14 protein-coding genes are annotated in these 22,343 nt (G+C 35.4%); all 14 read right to left on the reverse strand.

Annotated features, from left to right (window positions below; genetic code table 11):
• Nucleotides 1-3: 3 nt before the first annotated feature.
• Nucleotides 4-447, reverse strand: coding sequence for a T9SS type A sorting domain-containing protein (locus OZP09_RS16840; RefSeq protein WP_278008783.1), 444 nt, complete (start codon nt 445-447; stop codon nt 4-6).
• 452 nt (nt 448-899) lie between these two features.
• Nucleotides 900-2,252, reverse strand: coding sequence for a DUF3526 domain-containing protein (locus OZP09_RS16845; RefSeq protein WP_269234845.1), 1,353 nt, complete (start codon nt 2,250-2,252; stop codon nt 900-902).
• A 1-nt stretch (nt 2,253) separates the two neighbouring features.
• Complete coding sequence (locus tag OZP09_RS16850; protein ID WP_281309693.1) at nt 2,254-3,690, reverse strand: ABC transporter permease; 1,437 nt, start codon at nt 3,688-3,690, stop codon at nt 2,254-2,256.
• A gap of 6 nt (nt 3,691-3,696) precedes the next feature.
• Nucleotides 3,697-6,000, reverse strand: a complete 2,304-nt coding sequence (locus tag OZP09_RS16855) for a TonB-dependent siderophore receptor (RefSeq protein ID WP_281309694.1) — start codon at nt 5,998-6,000, stop codon at nt 3,697-3,699.
• A 28-nt stretch (nt 6,001-6,028) separates the two neighbouring features.
• Nucleotides 6,029-6,724 carry an ABC transporter ATP-binding protein gene (locus tag OZP09_RS16860; RefSeq protein ID WP_269234848.1) on the reverse strand — a complete coding sequence of 232 codons (696 nt, stop codon included), beginning with the start codon at nt 6,722-6,724 and terminating at the stop codon, nt 6,029-6,031.
• Nucleotides 6,725-7,004: 280 nt separating this feature from the next.
• A complete protein-coding gene (locus OZP09_RS16865) occupies nt 7,005-7,361 on the reverse strand; it encodes a hypothetical protein (protein ID WP_269234849.1) in 357 nt (118 codons plus the stop codon).
• Nucleotides 7,362-7,513: 152 nt separating this feature from the next.
• Nucleotides 7,514-8,710: an IS256 family transposase gene (locus OZP09_RS16870; protein ID WP_269234850.1), complete on the reverse strand. Its 1,197-nt coding sequence runs from the start codon at nt 8,708-8,710 to the stop codon at nt 7,514-7,516.
• A gap of 112 nt (nt 8,711-8,822) precedes the next feature.
• The gene (locus OZP09_RS16875) at nt 8,823-9,203 is read right to left on the reverse strand and encodes a winged helix-turn-helix transcriptional regulator (protein ID WP_349293630.1); all 381 of its coding nucleotides are present in this window, start codon (nt 9,201-9,203) and stop codon (nt 8,823-8,825) included.
• 162 nt (nt 9,204-9,365) lie between these two features.
• Nucleotides 9,366-11,117 (reverse strand): RagB/SusD family nutrient uptake outer membrane protein, encoded by a 1,752-nt coding sequence (locus tag OZP09_RS16880; protein WP_281309695.1) that lies wholly within the window; start codon nt 11,115-11,117, stop codon nt 9,366-9,368.
• 33 nt (nt 11,118-11,150) lie between these two features.
• The gene (locus OZP09_RS16885; protein WP_281309696.1) at nt 11,151-14,339 is read right to left on the reverse strand and encodes a SusC/RagA family TonB-linked outer membrane protein; all 3,189 of its coding nucleotides are present in this window, start codon (nt 14,337-14,339) and stop codon (nt 11,151-11,153) included.
• A gap of 18 nt (nt 14,340-14,357) precedes the next feature.
• Entirely contained in the window at nt 14,358-15,782 is a 1,425-nt protein-coding gene (locus OZP09_RS16890) for a fasciclin domain-containing protein (RefSeq protein WP_281309697.1), read from the reverse strand.
• Between the two features lie 35 nt (nt 15,783-15,817).
• Complete coding sequence (locus tag OZP09_RS16895) at nt 15,818-17,524, reverse strand: fasciclin domain-containing protein (RefSeq protein WP_281309698.1); 1,707 nt, start codon at nt 17,522-17,524, stop codon at nt 15,818-15,820.
• Nucleotides 17,525-17,531: 7 nt separating this feature from the next.
• Entirely contained in the window at nt 17,532-19,046 is a 1,515-nt protein-coding gene (locus OZP09_RS16900; protein ID WP_269234858.1) for a RagB/SusD family nutrient uptake outer membrane protein, read from the reverse strand.
• Between the two features lie 14 nt (nt 19,047-19,060).
• Nucleotides 19,061-22,342 (reverse strand): SusC/RagA family TonB-linked outer membrane protein, encoded by a 3,282-nt coding sequence (locus OZP09_RS16905; RefSeq protein ID WP_269234859.1) that lies wholly within the window; start codon nt 22,340-22,342, stop codon nt 19,061-19,063.
• Nucleotide 22,343 lies beyond the last annotated feature (1 nt).

Consider the following 22,343-nt stretch of genomic DNA (forward strand, 5'->3'; position numbering starts at 1 on the left):
CTGCTATTTTTTAATAATTTTTATTGTTTTTTGTTCCCCGTTTTTATAGGTCAGCGAAACAATATAAACGCCGTCCGGATAACTTTGAAAAGGAATATTTTGAGAATTGATATTTCCGTTGGTATTGTATTTTTTTAACACCTGACCAGAAATTCCAACTATTTGTATGGAAATAACAGAGTTGTCATTAGTAAGTTCCCATTTTAGGTATAACTCTTCTTTTACTGGGTTCGGATAATAAGAAATAACATCTTCAGATGAAAATTTAATTAAGTCTTCGTCTGTTATTGCTTCAATTTCTTTCGCCGGTTTTGCTGTCTGGCAGTTTAGGCAAAGAGATCTGACAATTTGATTTCCTGTCAGGGAGTCATAACTAAAGGTGATTTTATTCTGGGCATTAGAACAAAAAAAAGTTCCAAACCATAAAATGGCTAATATGTTTTTCATTATTTATGATGTTTATTCGTATTCTAAAAATGTTAAAAAGTGCAAATGAAGGGTAAATAAATTCACAGTACAATACCTGTAGTTATTTTTAATAAAAATCTACCTAATTGTAGTTTTTTATCTATAAAATAGCCTTTTTTGCTGTTTAAAAATAAAATATTCGAAAAATTTTCTTATAAAATGGATTTAATAATTAATTTCCTTAACTATAAATAGCTATTTTAAATAAGTTTTTTCTTTATTTAGTATGCAAAAAAGAGGTGATTTATATTGATTTAATGTTTAAAATCATTTTTTGTGTAATAAAATATGATTTTTTTAAATCTTAATTGATATAGTAAATTTATAAATTGGCGTGATTTTCTTTCCATATAAAAAGCCCCCGAAGTGAATCTCACTTTTTGAGGGCATTGAAATAAATAACATTTTTTGCTATGGTTTTAGCCGGTAATTTATACAATTTGTTTTTCTTTCCTGAAATTCCTCCATCCAAAACCAATCAACAGTAAATTGAATAATACCAAAGGTAAAAATGTTGTTGTTAAATTTATTTTAGAAGTATCTTCAAAAGTTTCGACTTTAAATTTAGACCAGTTTTCTTTGGCTACTGGGGCATTATCAAAGATTTTAGGGTAAAAATACAGCCTCATTTTTTCATGGAATTCTTTTGTCTTTTCCATAAACAAAAGCTGGTTTTCCAAATCTGATTTTGCAATTGCATTTAGTTGGATTTGGGTGTGCAACGTGGGAATAAATTGTGCCATCGTCTGGCTCGTCTGATTACGCTGTTTTAATTTGATCTGTAATTCCTGAGACTGTTTGGCCGATTCGTCATCACCCATTTGCTGCATCGCATAATACCATAGCCAGCTGAATTCGGTATCTGGTAAAGTATAACTTTTGAACTGCGGATAATGACTGTAGAATTTATCCATCGTCGTTTTTTTATCCATATCCCATTTTTCGTGGTAGGCATTTCGTTGTTTCAGTGTCAGTTCTAATGCTTCGGGAACCGGGTATTTGTTTACAATATAAGTGTTAATGGTTGCCGGAAGAATAATAATCAGAAACAGCCAGATCGTCAGTAAGATTACAGCATTAAAATTTGAATCTTTTTGAAGCGAAGCCATAAAAAAGCAAATGGCAAACCAAAAGAGAATGTACAAAATACTGATGATGTAAAAAGTGAGAAGTGAATTGTCAAATGGAATATTCAATAATAAAACTGCAATAAAAAGCATAATCGTCAGCAATGTAGCAAAACTTAAAATTCGGATATAGAATAATTTAAGAATATATAAAAAAGTATTGTTGCTTTGCGTGGCAACAATTTTCCAGGTTCCGGATTCTTTTTCTTCCGAAACAATATTATAGGTAAAAGCAATAATCAGAAGCGGAAAAAGATAAACAAGTACAAAACTAAAATCAAGGTTTCCCAACAAAAGATTACCCGGATTATTGAGTTCCGAATCATATTTCTGACCTTCCAGACCTCTGATTGTAACGCTCTGAATCGACGGATTGACGTCACGCTGACCAATTGCCAGACTGTTGAGAGGGAATGTTTTGTTGACCAGTGAAAATTTTACATAATAAAGCAAAAGACCCATTTCGTCTTTGTGAAAAGAAGTGTTACGGGCAATGTGTTCTTTTTGATAAACCGCTGCTTCCGTGATATTTTTATGTTGCTTTTGCTGGAATTGCTGTCCAATTAAAAGGCTTATAAATCCGATCGTCAAAAGAAACAATAATCCAACTTTTGTTCCCTTAGAGCGAATGAAATTTTTAAATACTAATGCTAACATATTAAATGGCTTTTAAGTTTTTTGAAGCTAACAGGATCAAAATAAACAACAGACTAATCCATAGAAAAAGTGAAATAACTGAGACAATTTCGTTTTTTAAAACGCTCAAAACCCCTTTTGGTTCATAATGAAATTCCTGAACTTCTGCCCAATGATCTTTGTCGATTACAGCCGGCTTATCTTTTTTATTGCTGATGTATTTAATTTGTAAAGCATTCATTTTTTGCGCCATATCATAACGATACGTTTCGGCTTGTTTCTGGAAATCGATGTACGAATCATAATTGGTATTGGACAATGCCATCGACAGATTTTTCATCGCGATATAGGGATTCAAAAACGATACTGCTTTTGAAAAACTGTTTTGCTTTTCGTACACATGAAGCAGATTTTCCAAATGTTTGTTGTAGATATTCGAACTGATTTTCTCGCCTTCGGTCATGATAAAACCGGAATAATTGAAAGGCAGTTTCTGAACCGAATCGACTTTGTGTACCGCCAATAAAGAATCTTTTATTGCTTTGTAATGCGGATCATTCGGGTTGTGACTGTCTCCTTGTTTCAAAATATCTTTTTCGATATCGCTGTTGAACTGAATTTTTGAAGGCGCTTCGTAAATATAAGCGCCAATTGCCTGCGTTGTTCTCGGTAAAATAATTGTGAAAACCAACCAAATCCCAATTAACGAAACCAACGCTTTTTTTGAAGTTTTGCATGAAGCAGAAATCAAAACGGCAATGGCGCAAAAAAACATTAGGTATAGAAAATGAAACCCAATAAACAAGATCATTTTAAGGGTTTCATCAAATGAAATGCTAAAGTTCTGAAGCAATAACCAGATGAAAACCAAAGCAAGAATTGCCGGGATAAAAAGCATCATAACGACAGATGCAATTCCAAGTATTTTGCCTAATAAAAGTTGTTTCCAGTTGATTCCCTGACTTAAAAGCAGTTTTAGTGTTCCGTTTTCCCTTTCGGCTGCGACCGAATTAAATCCGAGGAAAAAAATCAGTAAAGGCAATAGAATTTGTAAAACCATAGCGGTACTTATCTCCCCAAAACGAAGCATACTGTTAGAGGATCCGGCTTCAGAAAAATTGGCTGTATTTTGCTTGTGGGCTTCGAGAAATATAGCATTCCCAAAAAACGGTTCCATTCCAAATTCAAAAACACTCAGCGAAGTACTTTTTCGGAAAGCAAAATTTCCATAATGTGCCATTCTATGCGGATTCTTATCCGGATTTTTCAGCCAGTCTTCGCGGGATTCATGCTGGTATTTTTCACTGGTTTCATTTTGATTTGTATAGTTTTTCCATCCTGATAAAACGGCGTAAACTAATAAAAAACCAATAAAAATTGTGATGATGTAAACAGCCCCGTTTTTAAAAGCTGAATTTTTTAAATGTTTTGCAATTAAAATTTCTACTTGTAAAGACATGCTTTGTTAAAATTTATAAGTTACGGTAAGCGTCGCATTTCGTGGTGCACCGGGAAATAATCGAAGGTAGTTTTGCGCGCCAAGCCAATAGGTTCTATTAAAAACATTGCCGACATTCATAGCAATCTGCATGTTACTTTTAGTGGGTTTGTAATAAATCGCAGCATCAAAAATGGTAAAATCCGGAATTGTAAAATCTCTGGTAAACCATGGAATTTTGCTGCTTTGGTATTGCATTCCCGCTCCAATTCCGAAATTGTCCAGAGCAGAATCAGATCTGAAATTGTATCGTGTCCATAAGTTGGCACTGTTTTTCGGTGTATTTTGTTTTCTGGCGCCAATTAATGAAACATTGCGATCATTGGTAATTTGAGCATCAATATAACTGTAAGAAGCATTAATTTGCCAATCAGGAATAATGTAACCGGCCAAATCGAACTCAAAACCACGACTTCTTTCGGCTCCTCTTGTTACCAATAAATCAGGGTTTAAGGGATCATTAGCATTCATCAAAATATTCCGCTGGTTGATTTCGTAAACAGCCGCGTTAAAACTCATTGAATTATTGAAGAAAGTAGCTTTAAATCCGACTTCCTTCAAATTACTTTCTAAAGGATCAAACTGGCTTCCGGCAGGTAAACTTCCGGTCTGAGGCATCAAAGTCACTGTGTTCGATTGTGGCTGATAGCCTTCCAGGTAAGTCGTATAAACATTTATTGAATTGTTTACGGCATACGTTACCCCAACTCTTGGCAGCAAATCCGATTTTTTTACAGTCAGTTCATTGTTTGCTTTGTAATTCGTAATATCCTCGAACCATTCTTTTCTTAAGCCTAATAAAAAAGTAAATTTTGCCAACTGAATCTGATCCTGAATATAAATCGCATTTGTAGTGGTCAATGCTGATGGCAGAGCAGTTCTAACATTTAAAGTATAGTCTTCGGGGCTTGTAACGGTATATTTCGGATTGTTCAAATTGAAATAAGTCACATTTGGTTTTGGCAGAACAACTCCGTCGATAGTGGTCGTTTGGTAATTAGAAGCATTTGCGGGTACAAAAGAAGCTGCAACGGTGCCGTCATTTAGCAGATAACCTCTGGCTGCATTTTGTCCTCCGCCTATGTTTTTGTTCCAGCTGCTTAAATCGTAACCCGTCAATAATTTATGGTTCAGTTTTCCGGTTTTTAAATCGAAGTTTAAGTAAGCGCTCAAATTATCAATGTCCCAATTTTGCTGGCGCTGTACAAATTGCATCATGGCCAGGCTTGTTACCGGCTGGTTATTCATATCTACGGCAAAAGCATTGGTCGTTCTGTGTTCCTGAAGATCTTCTGTCCAGGTTTGTTTCATGTACGAAGCATTGAAACTAATTTTAGAATTGAATTTATGTGCAAAATTCGTCATCAGAATCATTTCTTTCGACCTGAAAAAATCGCTCGGAGCACCCAGATTCAAACTTATTGGGGTTTTGTTCAAATCTGTCACTCCGGCAACGGCACCAAAAATGGGCTGTCCTCTGTCTAAAATTCCTTTCATGTCGCTCAGGATCAATTCAGTATTGATAGCCGTTTTTTCATTCGGAATATAACTGAAAGATGGCGAGATCAGGAAAGATTTATTATTCACCAGGTCACGAAAAGATTTGGCTTCCTGATACGCACCGTTTACACGATACAATAATGTTTTGGATTCGTTTAGCGGACCTGTAAAATCCAAAGTTCCTCGTAAAGTACTGAAACTTCCAACACTCATGCTGACTTCTTTATGTTCTGTTGCCAAAGGTTTTTTGGTAACCATATTGATGCTTCCGCCCGGATCTACAGAAGAGAATGTAGCGCTCGAAGGACCTTTTATGACTTCTACACGTTCAATATTAGTAGTCAGTGGCTGTAAAAAATAATACTGTCGTGTTCGCATTCCGTTGATGATTTGGCCTTCCTCATTTTGGCTGATACCGCGAATCGTATATTGATTGTAATAACTCGCCGGAATAACACCGCTTGTCATTTTTACGGCATCGGCCAGATAGAAAGCGGCTTTATCTGCAATTAATTCTTTGGTTACAGTCGAAATAGATTGTGGGATATCTTTGTTTAATGCTGCGGTTTTTGTCGCTGCAAAAGAATAGTCACTGTAATATTTTTTTGTAGAACGACCAATAATTTCAACTGTTTGTAACTCATTTCGCTTAGCTTCCGTTTCAACAGAATCCTTCGCAATGCTATCCCTTATTTTTTCGTTAATCGTTTGGGATTGTATAGACTGTATGCCTGTTAAAAATAATAAGGCAAATAAAAATAGATGTTTCATTTTGGTTGATGGAAATCCTGATTTCCTTTTAAACAGTTTGTAAATACAGATTTTCAAGTTCATTGGCAGAAATTTTTTCGGCTTCGATGACAGTTACCAGATTTCCCTGTTTCATAATGCCAATGTGTGTTGCGACTTCCCTTGCTCTGAAAATATCGTGTGTTGCCATTAAAATTGCTGTTCCGTCAGCCGAAAGTTCTTTTAAAATCTGCGAAAATTCATTTGATGCTTTAGGATCAAGACCGCTCGTTGGTTCATCAAGCAATAGTACTTTTGCTTTTTTAGCAATGGCGATTGCGATGCCTACTTTTTGGCGCATACCCTTTGAGTAGCCTCCCAAGTTTTGATCGTGAGCAGTAATTTGCAGACCGGCTTTGGTTAAAAAATAAGTCAGTTCTCCGTTTGAATATTTGAATCCGGCAAGGGAAGAAAAGAATTTCAGGTTTTCAAGACCCGTAAGATTTGGATATAACATGACTGTTTCTGGAATGTAAGCCACATCTTTTTTAGTTTTATCAGCATCGGTAACAACCGAAATATCATTTATTTTAATCTCGCCTTCGGTAGGTTTTATAAATCCGAGAAACAAGTTTATAGTAGTGGTTTTTCCGGCACCATTTTGTCCTAAAAGTGCAAAAATTTCACCTTTGTTGATGGTTAAATTTAAAGTGTTTAAAGCAATTTGGTCACCGTATTTTTTAGTCAGGTTTACTGCTGTGAGCATAATGTATGGATTTGGGAATTATTTATTTTTAAAACAGATATAGCTTTTTCCGATCGTTCGGTAAGAACGACCAGAGCTATTTTATTAAATGTAAAAGAGGGAAGTGTTTACTGAAACGATTTTGTTTAAACCAGAAAATAACAAGATTGATCAAATTTGCTGATGGAATCTATTCGCCAAAATAGATTTCATCAGATCAATATCTGAAATAGCTGACATTACCTTTTGTCCGAAACAAAAAGAATGATTTTCAACATTTAAATAGTAAGAATCCGGTAAACTAAAATAGTGCAGGAGGTGCTCTTAAAGCAAAGAGACTGCCTTTGAAAAATATTGAAGTAACTTTATTGTAAAAGAAGAATACAGTTGAAGTTACAACGTTTGGTGTATGAAATGAAAAATTATGAAATGAATCTGAAATAAATGTGCTGAATGTAAAGTGACAAACAGGACAATTAGTATCGACAGTATGCCTATGCGTTATCTGTTTTTGATTGGGAGTGTATTTATGGTCGCAATGTTTCTCATGGATTTGCGTATAAATATGTTCATAAGAGTGAATAGTCTGAAAAAGCATTGCGAACAATACCATTACAGACATGAAAAGATTAATTAGTAAAAATTTCTTTTTATTCATTCTTGATTTGGAAATCGCAGCATTAAATAATGCAACTAGGTTGCAAATATAGAGATCTTATTTTAAAACGAAAACAAAATTATTTTATCTTTTTAAAAGACACTGTCCTTAAAAGTGTGTAAGTTTAAAAATAACGGGGTTTGACTTTTTAATTAAAGTTGAACCCTTTTTTCAAATATAGTTAAGAACTGATTGAGTATTAATCCCCAATTATGGATTGGCATTGTCCATTTTTTGGTAGCTTCTCTTAAAGCCAAATATACAGATTTTAAAACAGCTTCATCTGTGGGGAATGATAATTTATTTTTGGTGTATTTTCTAACCTTTCCATTTAGATTTTCAATTAGATTAGTGGTATAAATTATTTTCCTAATTTCTATAGGGAAGTCAAAAAAGACTGTAAGTTCTTCCCAGTTTTCCTGCCAGGATTTAACGGCATAAGGATATTTTTGATTCCATTTAAAGGCAAAATCTTCAAGAGCAGCTTTAGCAGCTTCTTTAGTTGGAGCATCATAAATCTGCTTCATATCTTTAGAGAACTCCTTTTTATCTTTCCATACTACATAACGCGCTGAGTTACGTATTTGGTGTACTACACAGATTTGAGTCTGTGATTCAGGGAATACATTTTTAATAGTCTGAGTAAAGCCGTTTAGGTTATCTGTAGCTGTAATTAATATATCCTCAACACCTCTGGCTTTTAAATCTGTTAAAACCCCTAACCAAAAGCTGGCACTTTCATTCTTGCCTAACCACATGCCTAAAACTTCTTTTTTTCCTTCTCGATTCAGACCAACAGCAAGATAAATAGTTTTGTTAATAACCTTTGAGTTCTCTCGAACTTTAAAGACAATCCCATCCATCCAAACGATTAAATAAACAGGTTCTAACGGGCGATTTTGCCAAGCTGTTATATCATTGGAAACTGATTCGGTAATTCTGGAAATAGTGGAGGTTGATATGTCAAATTTATAGACTTCTCTTATTTGTTCTTCAATATCACTAACAGTCATTCCTTTGGCGTAAAGAGAGATAATTACATTCTCTAATCCATCAATCATGCTTTGACGTTTTGGAATAATCATGGGATTAAAAGAAGCTTCCCTGTCCCTGGGAACCTGAATGTCTGATTCTCCAAATGAAGTTTTTATTTTCTTATTGGAAAAACCATTACGAGAATTCGATGAAGCTGTCTTTTCGTGTTTCTCATATCCTAGATGAGAATCCAGCTCCCCCGATAGAATAGCTTCTATTCCTCGTTTTTGTAATTGAGCCAGAAAACCGTTTAGGTCTTCACCTGTTTTGAATTGTTTTAAAAATTCATCTGATAATAAATCTTCTTTTTTCATAAGACTGTGTAAAAGTTAAAGTTAAAAAAAATGATGGTGATTTAATAACCCCATCATTTTTTAACTTACACAGTTAGTGAGACACTACCTTTTAAAAGCTTAATCTAACAAACTATTTTCCAATGATTTCTTTTCGGTGTAAAGTTTCCCAGTCTTTTAAGGCCATTATGACATTTCCCAAAGATTGACTGTGCAATGTTTTTCGGTACTCAACAGTTGGAGGAAAAGTGTCATAAACCGTTCTTATAACCAGTTTGTTTATTTCCAGATCTTTGAACTCTTTCGATAACATTTTATCGGTGATTCCATCCAGATCCCTCGAAATTTCCTTGAATCTTTTGGGGCGATCGGACAAAGCAATAAGGATTGGCAATTTCCATCTTCCGTTGAGTACTTCCAGGGCATCCCTTACCGGTAATAAGGCACTTAAACAGGATTCTTTTGAACAGGTTTTATCAGATGTAACAACCTTCCGTGTATAAGGAACATCAATTCCCGATTTTGCAGAAGGTGCATTGCCATAAGCTTTAAAAGGCGTAGAGGTAGTTGACTCGTGTAATAGCTTCTGAAAAGCAAAAAACCTTAGCTATTATAATTGCTAAGGTTTTTTATAAGAAATAGGTTGGGGGACTATTTCTTTTATTATATACTTTTTTTACCAGTTAAAGGGTAAATACCAATTATTAATATTCATTAGTTTAGAACGTACTGCATCAGCATTTGTATTTCCTTCTTGTTTGAGTTTATCGTGAACCTTATCAGCTAAAAAAGCCGGGTCGTTTCTACGTAAAGCAATACGAACCAAATCTTCCCAACGGTTTCCTTCATATGCTAATTCTAATGCGTCTTCCTGGATAATATTATTTTCAGTGGTAATCACATCATCTCCAACAGCTCCCACATTTTTTAAATAGGCACGACCACGAATTCCTCCACCACGATGCCATGTTCCTCTAAAAAAAGGATAATCACCTTTACGAGCGTCAAAATCGTAAGGGAATGGTAGAAAAGTTTGTTGGATATTAGTAACATCTGTCAGTGCAGGGTCTGCTGGTGGAGTATAAGTAGTGCTAATGCCTTTATTTAAAATGGCATATGCTACTTTTTGCTGGCCGTCTCTGTTTGCTGCTTCTGCATAGCGTAGATGTAATTTTGCGGCACGGTATAAAAACCATTGTCCTTTTGTATTGGCTATTCCGGTTGAAGCCACTGCTTCACTTTTATATAAATATTTCATAATAACAGGATCACCATTTACAATATTGTAGGTGAATTTTTGTCCACGGGCATCGTAAGGGATATTGTTGCTTTGTGTTTGATTACTCCACAACTGAATAGCACTTTGGGAGGGTTTCACCAAATAGTCTCCATTTTTGTTTGAAAATAACTTAATGAAAGGGTTTTTTGGTGCAAAATTATTTTCAAAAGGTAGAGACCAAATCCATTCCGTATTCCACAACACATCTCTGTCTCTACCAAAAATAGATCTCCAGCCCTGATTGTCGCTATTGATTAACGAAGAAGCATCAGCTTCAAAGTCTCTTCTATATCCAACTGCTAAATCGTCGTGACTTACAACCTCTGCATATTTTACCCTGTACATATCAAAACGTTCAGTGTCACTACTACTATTAGATGATGTTTCCATAACGTTTTTGTAATGAATTGCAGCTTTATTATAGTTTCCTTTCCAAAGCTGTAAATCCCCCAAAAGGCACTCTTTGTTGATGAAGAATTTTTCAGTGTAATAACCGTCAATATTGATCATTAAAGAACTGGTGGTTTCGTACACTTTCTTGTAAGGCAGGTTTTCTGTAAAGGTAATGAGTTGATCCAATAATTGATTGAACGGTAATTTTGGATACTTCGAAATGTTTTTAACATCTTCTATGGTTTCAATTGGTTCTGTGATATACGGAACGTTTCCATAATGAATTCCTAATTGCAGGTACACCCAGCTTCGAATCGCCCCAATATCAGAATAACGCTGTGCGTATTGTTCTTGCGTAAATCGCTTTTTTTCGAGCATCATATCGAAATTTTTAAGCACATTATTACAGTTTTGGATTACCACATAAAAATCTTTAGGATTTGCATAAGGGTTATCTGCTGAAACATTATGTTCTGAAATCTCTTTCAGATAAGGACTTGAATTTCGGGTTGTCGTCATCAGGTCAGCACGCATTTCATTCAGAATAATGTTTTTTTCTGCAAGTGCCATAAATTTCCCATAAACACCTATTACAGCTGCATCTGCATCATATATATTGCGGTACATTTGCTCATCAACAAGTTTATCTTCAGGCTGTACATCTAAATAGTCTGAACAGGAGCTCAAGCCAAATACGAGAGCTATCACCCATAATACGGTGCTTTTTTTTGTTTTTGTACTAATTGTTGTTATCATCTGTATATTCTTTCTTTCTAAAGTGTAAAATAATTAAAGGCCTAAACGCAATCCTAACTGAAAGCTTTTAAACTGAGGTGCTAATCCTGTATCTGCTCCCTGTCCAAATATTGATGAGGTAGGGCTAAATTCAGGGTCATATCCAAGATAATCTGTCAGGGTAAAGAGGTTATTTGCTGTAGCGTAAATTTTTATAGCCTTGATGTAGTTCATTTTTTCAACATTAAAATCGTATCCTACTACTAAAGTTTTCAGTCTTAAATAAGAACCATCTTCAATCCATCTATCAGAAAAATCGGCATTACCCATTGGATCTCCCCATGTTGCTTTTGGCATATCAGTTTGTTGACCTTCGGCTCTCCAGCGGTTAGCTACAGCAACGCTTTGATTTTCGTAACCACTCATTTTTTCCAAATTGTAACGTAAGCCATTATAAATATCGTTACCTATAGAAAAAGCAAACAACCCCTGAAGACTGAAACGTTTGTAGGTAAAATTAGTTGTAATGCTTCCTGTTAAATCCGGGTTTGGATTACCAATGTTCATACGGTCTTTATCATCAATAACCTTATCACCATTAGTATCTGTAAAGCGCACATCACCGCCTGCAAAAGGAACAAGTTCACCATTAGTTAAGCGTCTTGATAATCCGTCTGCCTGAGCTTCTGTAGTAGTTGAATAAACACCATTTGTTTTTAAACCATAGAACAAGTTGGCATCATGACCTACAGATGTAATGTAGGTAGCACCGCCAAATTGCGTAAGTATATCCCCGTTTGGAAGACTTTGGACTTCATTTTTATAAGTAGCTAAATTTAAACCAAAATCAAAAGTGAAATCTGGAGAACTAATAACACGGGAATTTAAAGACATCTCTGCACCCAAAGTTTTCATTTGACCACTATTAGATACAACATAATCAAATCCGCTTAAGCCACTAACAGATTCATAAACAATCATATTGTCTGTTTTCTTTCTGTAAAAGTCCATAGAAAGATTGATGCGTTCGTTAAACAAACCCAAGTCAGCACCAACATTAAATTTTTTAACCGTTTCCCATTGCAGGTTTGGATTTCCAATGTTTCCACTTACTAGGCCTTGTACTCCCAATAAATTTTGAGAGACATAATATTTTTGAGCTGTAAAGTTTCCTATATCGTCATTTCCGCTTTCGCTAATGGTTCCTCTTAACTTTAAATAATCAATAGTTTTTGAATTTTTCATAAAATTTTCGGCAGAAACCAACCATGCTCCTGTTATAGCTGTCATAAGGGAGAGCTTATTTTTTCCGTTTGCTTTGTCTCCAAAACGGCTTGAACCATCCACGGCGTAACTTGTAGTCAGGAAATATTTATCAAGATAATTATAATTAGCACTAGCATAGATGTTTAGCCAATTCCACTCTCCCAAAGCTCCACCAACCTGGCGTAATAAGTTAGATCCAGCCCCTACACTCGTAAAATCATCTGTAGCAGAGTTGTATCCTAAACCTAAATCACTTTCAGAATGATTGCTTTGAGTTCTAAAACCAAAACGAACATCTACTTTATGGTTTTCTTTAAATCTCTTCAGGTAATTAGCATAAATATCGGTAAAAATGCTATTGTAAATTTGCACTTCGCTGCCTGAACGGTTTTTTGCTATTGCTGTAGGAAGAATAATATCAGCAACTCCTTTATCCGGAATAAAGAAAGATTCGCGCTCTTTATTATAGGTAAGTCCAAAAAGGGCATTTATATTGAATGCATTACTGATGTTGTATTTAAAATTAAGGTTACCAAAGAAACGGTAGTTTTTGTTGGTTCCAATTCCGTCATTAATGATTGCTCTTGGATTACTTACGTTAAAATCATCTGTATCTGCCAGATTTGGAGAAACATTTCCGTTATCATCTATAGCATTTGGAGACAAGAATGGTGATTTTGTCAGACCTAAATAGATCGGGCTGGTTTTGTAAGCAAATCCCTGATCTCTTTGTTCCTGAAGGTTGTTAATGAAAGACATGTTTGCATCTACATAAAGCGTTTCTGTTAAACGCAATGATGCATTTAAACGTGTACTATAACGTTTAGATTCAGTGTTTTCTACAATACCCTGATTGTTAAGATATCCTACAGATAAACCATATTTTGCAATATCATCACCTCCGCGAACTTTAAGGAAATAATTTTGGCTTACACTCGATTTGAAAACTTTGTCCTGCCAGTTGGTTTGGTTGTGATATTTATAGTATCCCGGAACTAGAGGATTATCGTTCATATAAGGAAGAGCTGTAATTTGATCCTGCGAAATTCCGCGTGTAGCTTCTAACTGTGAAATATGTGTGCGATAAGCATCAGCACCCATAACCGGTAATTGGTCAGGTGTTTGATTGGTACTTCCGTACATAGTAAAATCAATTTTAGTTGTCAATTCTGTAGGGCGTGTGGTGTTGATAATCAATACTCCGTTAGCTCCTTTGGCTCCGTAAAGGGCACTATCATCTTTAAGAACAGTAATGTTTTCAATATCTTTAACATCAAGATTGTCTAATGGAGAAGAAGTGTTATTTTGTATAATTCCGGAACCATAATCTTCATCGTCATAAATCATTCCATCTACAATAATCAATGGTTTGTTTGATCCATATAAAGAAGTAAACCCCCTTAGGTTAAGATAAGCACCTGAGCCGGGAACTCCGGATCTTCTGATACTGTTTAGTCCGGCGACTCTTCCCTGAAGAAAGTCTCCAACAGATTCCTTAACAGGGCTTGACCATTGATTGGTTTTAAAATTCACCACATTTACGGCTTTTGTAGATCCGTATTGCAGTTCTTCTCCTGTAGGCATATTGGCAACTTGATAGGTAGGAGAATAATAGGCTTCATACAAGAAGATTTCTAAATCTGTATTTCTGTTTTTAAGTGGAAAAACTTTGGTTTGAAATTCCTGTCCGCTTACAGTAAGCAGTACTTCCAGATGAGGTACGTTTATTTCAAAACTACCATCATCATTGGTAATTGCTGCCGAAAAGTCTTTCACTACTACATTTATTCCTGATAGACCTCCTTTTGTTTTAGCATCTTTGACAATACCTTTGACCATAATTCCATTTTTTATTTTTGGAGCCGTGGTTACTTTTGTTAGAGTTGAATCCTGATCGGTTTGAGCGTATAAGGAGACACTAAGGCTTCCGGCAAAGAAAATGGTTATCGCACAGGTTAGTTGTAAATTTTTTAACATATCTATTTTTATAAAATATTATTTAACGTCAGGAATAAATTTTAAATAATCAAGCGTAAGTGAATTAGTACCATCAGCAGTGGTAGGGTTGGCAGAGAGGTAAGTTATTAAATCGCCAGATTGTTTTATATCAAAGTCTCCGATATATACTTCTTCATAAAAATTTACAGCTACAGGGATATATGGGAGATATTCTACAATATTATTATTGAATACGCCTACACGTTGTTGAAAAATAGTTGACTGATTGTTTATGGCTCTCCAGTATACTCTGTATTTCATACTGTATATATCAGTAGCCAGATAGAGCAGAAAGGCATTCGAAACTTTGGTATTTTTTACATAGAGATCGTTAAATGAAACTCCTCCAGGATCTTTAAGATCGCGATACATCATTTTGCCTCTTAAGTCAGAAGGGAAGAATCCTGGATTTTTCTCTCCTTGAATGATAGTAGGAACTAAACGATCTTTTAATGGAACATCCATTTTTTTCATACGGTATACAATTCCATTACTCAAAACAATAGGTTCTCCTATAATTTGAGTTTTATCTATCGTTACTTTTGCCCCAAAACGAGTAATTAATTCGTCTGGCAATTCATTTAATTTATAGGCTTTTGGAAAAACCATATCCCTTACTGTAAAATATCTGGAATACTTTGTGGTTGAATCGATAGATTTTTTTCGCAAATATGGTCTAAGGATTTCAACTTCAGCGTTATAACCTTCGTTTTCAATTAGAAATAATGTGTAAGAATTCTTTTCGTTATTGACATTGTATACATTTTTTAAAAAAGAGTTGCTCAGGGAGTCTGCAAAAATCCCTGGAGTTGTATTTACTTTTGCAATACTGTCTGATGGATAAATGTAAAAATCATCAAGGCTTACCAAATAATCACTCATAGAAGAAGAACCAGTTTGAGATTTGATATATTCCCAAATGTTCTTTTGTGGAGCGAGGATATGATTGATAATGTGAAAAACACCGTTTTTTGCATAATGATCTGCAGAAACAATAGTAGCATTAGAAATTAGATTGTTTCCTTTAAAGGTTAAATACTTATTACTAAGCATTTTTATTTGTACAGTTTCTTCAGTTCTTACAGAAGAATAAGAAGTCAATGTAACATGGTTGGCTACAAAAGCAGACAAGGCTTCAGGATTATTAAGAATCGCAGCATCCAGTTGGGCAATAGCTTCATTAGAAGGCGCAAAAACGGTATACGTTTTAGAGGCAGACAAAATTTTGTCATATCCTGTTTTTGTTAATAACTCTCCAAATTTCGATGTTTCTGAAGTATTTGTAATAGCTTCAGTAAGAGTAGTATTTAGACTTTGGTCTCCGTTACTTTCACGATCTGACCAAGGATCTGAGCACGAAAATAAAGTGACTGTCAGCATGCTGACAAGGAATGTTTTATAATTTATTTTTAATGTGATCATTTTTAGCTATATAAGTTTTTGATAGGAATGCTTTTCTATTTATTAGGATCGGTTAGCTGTGCAAAATCGTTTCCACCTGCCCTTAATCTAGGGTAAAGCTGATCCATATCTATAGGTCTAAATTCTACAACATCCAACCACGAATAATCACCAGGACTTGAAAGCGATTCAAAAGTGATGGTATGACGGCCCGTTGTTTGTATATCCACAATACCGCAAAGTCTTGTATTAAATCTGTTAGTTAATGGATAAATGTGATTTTTATATCCTTGCGACTCTAAAACTCTTTCATTTAAAGTAACATTTCCGCCTTCCTGAAAGTTAATAAGCCTTGGCAGTGCTACACCATCAATATAAACTTTAACAATAGGGTTTTTAGAAGCTTTTTGTCTGTAGGCTACCCAAACTTTATATTTTCCTTTTATAATTACAGGAGTTTTAAAAGCTAGATTTTGTACAAAGTCTTTTCTAAGTTTTGCTTCTATAACGTCACCATGCCATCCACGATCTATATAATTACTGTTTCCTTTTGTAGCACATACATAGGTTAATTTATCAACACCATCCCATGTCACATCACGAAATAAAGATTTCTCAAGAGTTACACTATTGCCGGGTTTTCTAAAAACGGCACTTAACTGCATAAATTCTGGTTGGTCAGCCAAGTCGAAATAAACAGGAGCCGGGTTTCTTTTTTTGATAAAGAAATTCTGCTCGACAGTATGAACCACTCCATTTGACGTTGTAACATCACTTGCTGGGCGATTTACAGGTATTCCTTTTTCTAATACTCCGTTGAAAGTTTCTTCGTTTAATAAAACTGTACCTGTACTCATTTTTACACTAATTACTTCCAGCGGTGCTTTGGTTTCTAATGATGGCGTAACCGCCAGATCAGCCAAATATTGAAGTTTTGGTAAAATACGGTAACTTACAAAAAGATTTAAACTGTCTGCCGGATTCAACGGATCATGTAAATGACTATATTTTGCTTTTAAATCCTCAAGACTGTTGATTCCGGCAGCTTTAAATACTTCATTTGTTTCAGTTAAAACAGTCAGGTGTCCGCTAAGGGTCTTTTTCCCGTCGACTGTTGTTTCTGTTAGAGGCATATTTAATTTATCATACCATCCTGTTACTTTTAATGCTTGGGTAAATAAAGAAAGTGATTCATTTTCTTCTATAGTTTGTGCTAAAGTTTTATTGGCAACACGCAATACCTGATCTATTACATGTATGATTCCGTTTCCTGCCGGTACATTTGAAGACATGATTCGGGCTGTTTTATTAACAGTTATACTTGTAGAACCTCCAATTTTGGCAGCACCTGTAATAAGAAATTGCCCTTGCTGGCTTGGGGTTGCAATTTTACCATCAGTAAAAGATGTAGTAGCCACTACCTGGTCAAGGATATGGAGTTTTACTAAATCCTGTAAATCCTTAAGAGGGATATCTTTTACAGAATCAGCATGAACATCTTTTAAATACTGTTTTACTGCATTATTTGTTGGCAGAAATAAAGTGTATGTGCCATAAGTGTTCATAAACAAAGAGTAATTCGTAATTTCTAGCATTTCCAAAAACATGGAATAGTCATCATTTTGTTTCAAAAAGTCAGTAATGTTTACTGTTTCATCTGTGCGTTCATTGATTTTTTCAGAAGTACAGTTGAGAAATGCCAGTGTTAAAAAGACCATTAAAGTAAGTCTCATCAATTTTGGTAGTGTGGTGTATCTTTTCATGACTTAATTATTTATAAAATGGATTTTGAACTAATGCTTTATTGGTATACAATTCGTATTTATTGATTGGTAAGTAGTGACTATCAGGATCCTGAAGTTTAGCCAGGATAGATTGCAGTTGATCTGCCGGAGCACTAATCAATGCCATATTATTCAATAAATCCAAACGTTCATAATTATTTCTTCTGGCATTTCGTAAAACATCAAACCAGCGTTTCCCTTCAAATGCAAATTCGCGTGCACGTTCTGATAAAAGATAATCTGTCATTTCTGATTTGTTTTCAGGATTAACATCCTCATGGGTCTGACTAATTGCCCTGCGTTTGAGGCGGATATCCTCAATGATAGTAAGTGCTTCGTCTCCTCTTCCTAATTGTATTAAGGCTTCTGCCTGTAATAGTAAAACATCTGAATATCTGTAAACAAACCAGTGTGTATCCGATTCCTGCAATGCTTTATAAGAATCCATATTAAGACCAGTAAACTTATAGATTTGATTAGTACCGGGTACTAAAGCACATCTTTGACCCCGAACATCAAAATTATTGGCATCTGCGAAGTCAATCCCGAAAATATCTTCTAAAACGACAGGAGATGCTATGAATTCCGGTCTTGCCAAAAACATATCGTAAAATGGATTCAGGTTTTGCGTCGTATACTGAAATTCAAAAATACTTTCGGTAGTGTTCCCGATTGCAAATACTCTGTTGAACCAACTGTTCGAAGCAGGAATTAATTTAAATTTACCTGAGTTTTCTATCTTTTTAGTCGCAGCGAGAGCTTCTGTAAATTTATCCATCCAAAGATAAACATCAGCCTGCATGGCATTAATAGTGTAAATAGTAACTCTTCCTTTGTTCGAAAGTATGTTACCATAATCTGTTACAGCATATTCTTCTGCTAAAGCCAGATCTTTGATTACCTGTTCAAAAATTTGATTTTGTGGCGTTTTGGCCAATTGAAAATTATCTTTATCGGAAAGCGTTGCATCTAATTTAAGGGGCACATCCTTAAAAGTACGAGCTAGCGTAAAGTATAAATAAGCTCTGATAGCCAAAGCCTCAGAAAGGTAGTTGTTCAGCTGCGTTTGTGTTAGAGTAGGGTCGTTATCCCTTACTGCCGGTGCAAGTTGAATAACAGTATTACAGTAATTGATAGTTCTGTAAAATGCTGACCAGCTCGTTAAATCGTTTGATGACAAGATGTTTGATGTAGTAATGTCTCTCTGATCAGGAGTAGTATTGGTTGCTGGCGATATCATATCAGCTCTAATTTCGCCATACATAAATAAATATTCGCTGATATTGTAATCTGTTACATCTGTTGGCGTTTGTCCTGCAGGAGGTCTTTTTAATAGAGAAGAATAGATACCGATAACAGCAGCCTGAACATCTTCTTTGGTTTTCCAGAATTCTTCACGTACGATACCATCTTCAGGCCTTAAATCTAAATAATCGTCACATGATGTAGCAGTAACAAAAATTAGAAGAATAGCTAATATAGATTTTATTTTAGTTCTCATAATCAATTTTTTATTTAGAAACGTGTTGTAATGCCTAATGAGATACGGCTGTTAGGAGGGGTTCTTGAATTGTCAATTGCCATTCCGAAAGGACCTGAAGACATACTAACTTCTGGATCCTGACCTCTATAATTTGTCCAGGTGTATAAATTGTCAGCAGTTATATAGGTTCTTATTTCATCCATTTTGAGGCTTTTCAATAATTTTTTTCCGAAAGAATAACTAAAAGTAACGGAACGAAGACGAACGAAAGAAGCATCTTCTACATACCTATCAGATCCTAACCAGTTGTATCCTGCTCCAAAAACTGCTCTTGGCATCTCGGTTACATCACCAGGATTTCGCCATCTTGATAATGTTGCAGTACTTTGATTATCCCATCCATACATATTTGTTGTTCTCATATCTGTTCCGTTTACTATATCATAATTCAAACGGAAGTTAAAGAACAGTAATAATTTGAACTGGTTGTTGAAGGTAATATTAGGGCCAAATCCTCCGTTAAGTTTTGGGTTGCTGTTTCCTAAATACACTACATCACGACTGTCTATATTACCATCTTTATTAATGTCTTCGTAAATGGCATCACCGGGCTGAAAAGTATAATCGGTATTGGGGTAATTAAAACGCATATACACTAATTGTCCGTTAGGACCTGTAATGGCATTTCCATTTGCATCTTTGGCAAGGGTAGCTTGTTTATCTACATATACGCCCTTGTATCTGTATCCGTAAAAAGAACCAAACGGATTGTCTTTTTGAAGAAAACGTTTGTATTCTCCATTACGATCTATGTTTCCGCTTTCATTTGGAAAATACTCGGAGATCTCACGAATCATGTTTTGATTACTGGCAATGTTAAAGTTAAATTCTACTCTCCATTTATCTGTTTTAAGTGGCGTTGTAAAAAGACCAACTTCCCATCCCTGATTATCCATGGTTCCTACGTTTTGATCCATTTTACTGTAACCTGCAACCGAAGTGACATCAACATTCTCGAAAATCATGTTTTTAGTAGTGTTACGATAAATTTCTACGTCGAGCTGGACACGTTTATTAAACATTTGAAGATTGAATCCTAAATTTTTTCCAATAAGTGTTTCCCACCGCAAATTACTTAATTGAATATTTTGAGGATATACTCCATTGAGCCCTAAGTAGTCAGATGGATAATTTCCATAAACATTATAGTAGCGGTAATCATATTTAGGTGCTCTTCCTGATTCTCCATAACTTAATCTCAAACTTAAATCATCAATCCAGTTCACGTTTCTCATAAAAGACTCTCCTGAAACTCTCCAACGTGCAGATGCTGATGGAAATAGTCCGTATCTATTTTCCTGACCAAATCTTGAATTTCCGTCTGCACGTAATCCTACGTTTACAATATAACGATCTAATAATCCGTATTGCGCATTCAATAAACTACCCACAGTTCTCGTTTGGCTGTTACTGGTATATAAATTTAATTCTGAATTTTGTGTTCTGGATGGATTCGACGGATCTGTAAGTAATGAAGATGCTGTGTTAGAGGTTATGACCTGATGGGATTCATAACGGGAGTCATTCGACTGTAAAGATAAAAGTACCGATAAGTTTTGTTTTTCGCCAAAATCAGGGGTATAAACAAAATTGGTTTTAGTTGTAATATTAGCCATATCGACATCTACATCCGATGCGCGATTTACCACAGTTTCTGTTATAGGACGTCCTGTAGCATTTTGAGGTAAAAAAGATTTTGCTTTTGTACTATTAAAATCAAACTGTAAATCAAATGTTGAAATGAATCTTTTGGGTATAATATCAACATTTATATTAAAATGAGGAACAACTCTGTTGCTTACCTGATTGTTTGTAGCAAATTCTGCCATAGCCACAGGGTTGTATGTGCTTGGATATCCTCCTTGAACGTTTTGTGCCGGTGAGAAAAAATTAGGAGTAAGTACTCCGGTTTGATCATATTCAAAAATACCCATATTTGGCATTTTTCCATAAGAAACACTTCTAAGTAAGTCTTTATCAGTTCCTGAAAAATTATTCACGTAATTACGGTCTGTACTGGAAAAAGTGTAAGCTATATCGGTTTTGAAACGAATACGGTCTGAAACTATATAATCTAAGTTTAAACGGGTACTGATGCGTTCAAAACCAGTACCTATGGTAACTCCTTTAGAATTGTAATACCCTACCGAACTGAAATATCTTGCTCTTTGTCCACCTCCTTGTAAAGACAGGTTATGATCGTGTATCAGGCCAATCTGAGATATTGCTTTTGTCCAGTCGGTATTGTTACTGTAGTTTTTATAATAATAAACTTCCTGAGGATCGTATTGAAATTCCTTAATATTTTGGGTGTTTAAAGGCACACCGTTTCGGTTCATGAATTCTTCAGGAATCAATTGAGAGTATTGGTCACCGCTTAACATCGGGAGTGCATCAGGAACTTTTGAACGAGTGCCTACAAAGGTGTAGCTGATTTTTGGAGCACTGATTCCTCCACGTTTTGTATTGATAATAATAACACCACCTGCTGCTCGCGACCCCCATAAAGCAGTTGCAGCCGCATCCTTATCTATGGTGATGGTATCGATATCTGAAGGAGCAATATTTAGTAATGCTGCATAACCATCATCATCTGCAGTTCCAAAGTTAAAATCTGCGGGAATAGAGGTTTCATAAGGCATGCCGTCAACAACAATTAAAGGGCTGGAAGATCCGGAAATAGAGGAGGCTCCTCTGATCTTGATCTGCATTCCGGCACCAGGATCGCCACTAGAAGAAATAATGTCTACACCAGCGATACGTCCCTGTAGTTGTTCATCAATAGAAGCTGCCTGAGAGTTGGCTATGTCAGCTGCTTTAATGGTAACAGAACTGGTAGTTTTATTTCTTTCGGCTATGTTTAGCAAACCGGTTTCTACCTTTTTTTGTCCTGTAACAACGACGTTATTTAGTGACGTAATTGTAGATACCAATGCAATTTTTATTGTGGTTTTACCATTAACTGAAACTACTTTGGATTTATATCCAATAGTTGAAATTAATAATTTATTATTTGGGTTTTTCAGATGTATAGCAAAGTTTCCGTCTATATCAGATAAAACCCCTCCAACGGTACGGTTTTCAGCATCCTGTTCCACAATAGTAGCAGAGGGAATAGGTAAATTATCACCTGAATCGACAACTTGTCCACGTACTAAGGTACTCTTAGAGTCCTGTGCAAAAGAGGGTAATGCTGCCAGGATAATCAAGGCAAATGCAAAACGGTAAAGCAAATTGGTTAGATTTTGTTTCATT

This window comes from Flavobacterium flavigenum, from assembly GCF_027111255.2.
Classification (GTDB): Bacteria; Bacteroidota; Bacteroidia; order Flavobacteriales; family Flavobacteriaceae; genus Flavobacterium; species Flavobacterium flavigenum.

Bases quoted from the DNA above. Each gene is read 5' to 3' on its own strand.
- OZP09_RS16840 (WP_278008783.1), bottom strand. From the start codon at position 447: ATGAAAAACATATTAGCCATTTTATGGTTTGGAACTTTTTTTTGTTCT.
- OZP09_RS16845 (WP_269234845.1), bottom strand. From the start codon at position 2,252: ATGTTAGCATTAGTATTTAAAAATTTCATTCGCTCTAAGGGAACAAAA.
- OZP09_RS16850 (WP_281309693.1), bottom strand. From the start codon at position 3,690: ATGTCTTTACAAGTAGAAATTTTAATTGCAAAACATTTAAAAAATTCA.
- OZP09_RS16855 (WP_281309694.1), bottom strand. From the start codon at position 6,000: ATGAAACATCTATTTTTATTTGCCTTATTATTTTTAACAGGCATACAG.
- OZP09_RS16860 (WP_269234848.1), bottom strand. From the start codon at position 6,724: ATGCTCACAGCAGTAAACCTGACTAAAAAATACGGTGACCAAATTGCT.
- OZP09_RS16865 (WP_269234849.1), bottom strand. From the start codon at position 7,361: ATGAATAAAAAGAAATTTTTACTAATTAATCTTTTCATGTCTGTAATG.
- OZP09_RS16870 (WP_269234850.1), bottom strand. From the start codon at position 8,710: ATGAAAAAAGAAGATTTATTATCAGATGAATTTTTAAAACAATTCAAA.
- OZP09_RS16880 (WP_281309695.1), bottom strand. From the start codon at position 11,117: ATGATAACAACAATTAGTACAAAAACAAAAAAAAGCACCGTATTATGG.
- OZP09_RS16885 (WP_281309696.1), bottom strand. From the start codon at position 14,339: ATGTTAAAAAATTTACAACTAACCTGTGCGATAACCATTTTCTTTGCC.
- OZP09_RS16890 (WP_281309697.1), bottom strand. From the start codon at position 15,782: ATGATCACATTAAAAATAAATTATAAAACATTCCTTGTCAGCATGCTG.
- OZP09_RS16895 (WP_281309698.1), bottom strand. From the start codon at position 17,524: ATGAAAAGATACACCACACTACCAAAATTGATGAGACTTACTTTAATG.
- OZP09_RS16900 (WP_269234858.1), bottom strand. From the start codon at position 19,046: ATGAGAACTAAAATAAAATCTATATTAGCTATTCTTCTAATTTTTGTT.
- OZP09_RS16905 (WP_269234859.1), bottom strand. From the start codon at position 22,342: ATGAAACAAAATCTAACCAATTTGCTTTACCGTTTTGCATTTGCCTTG.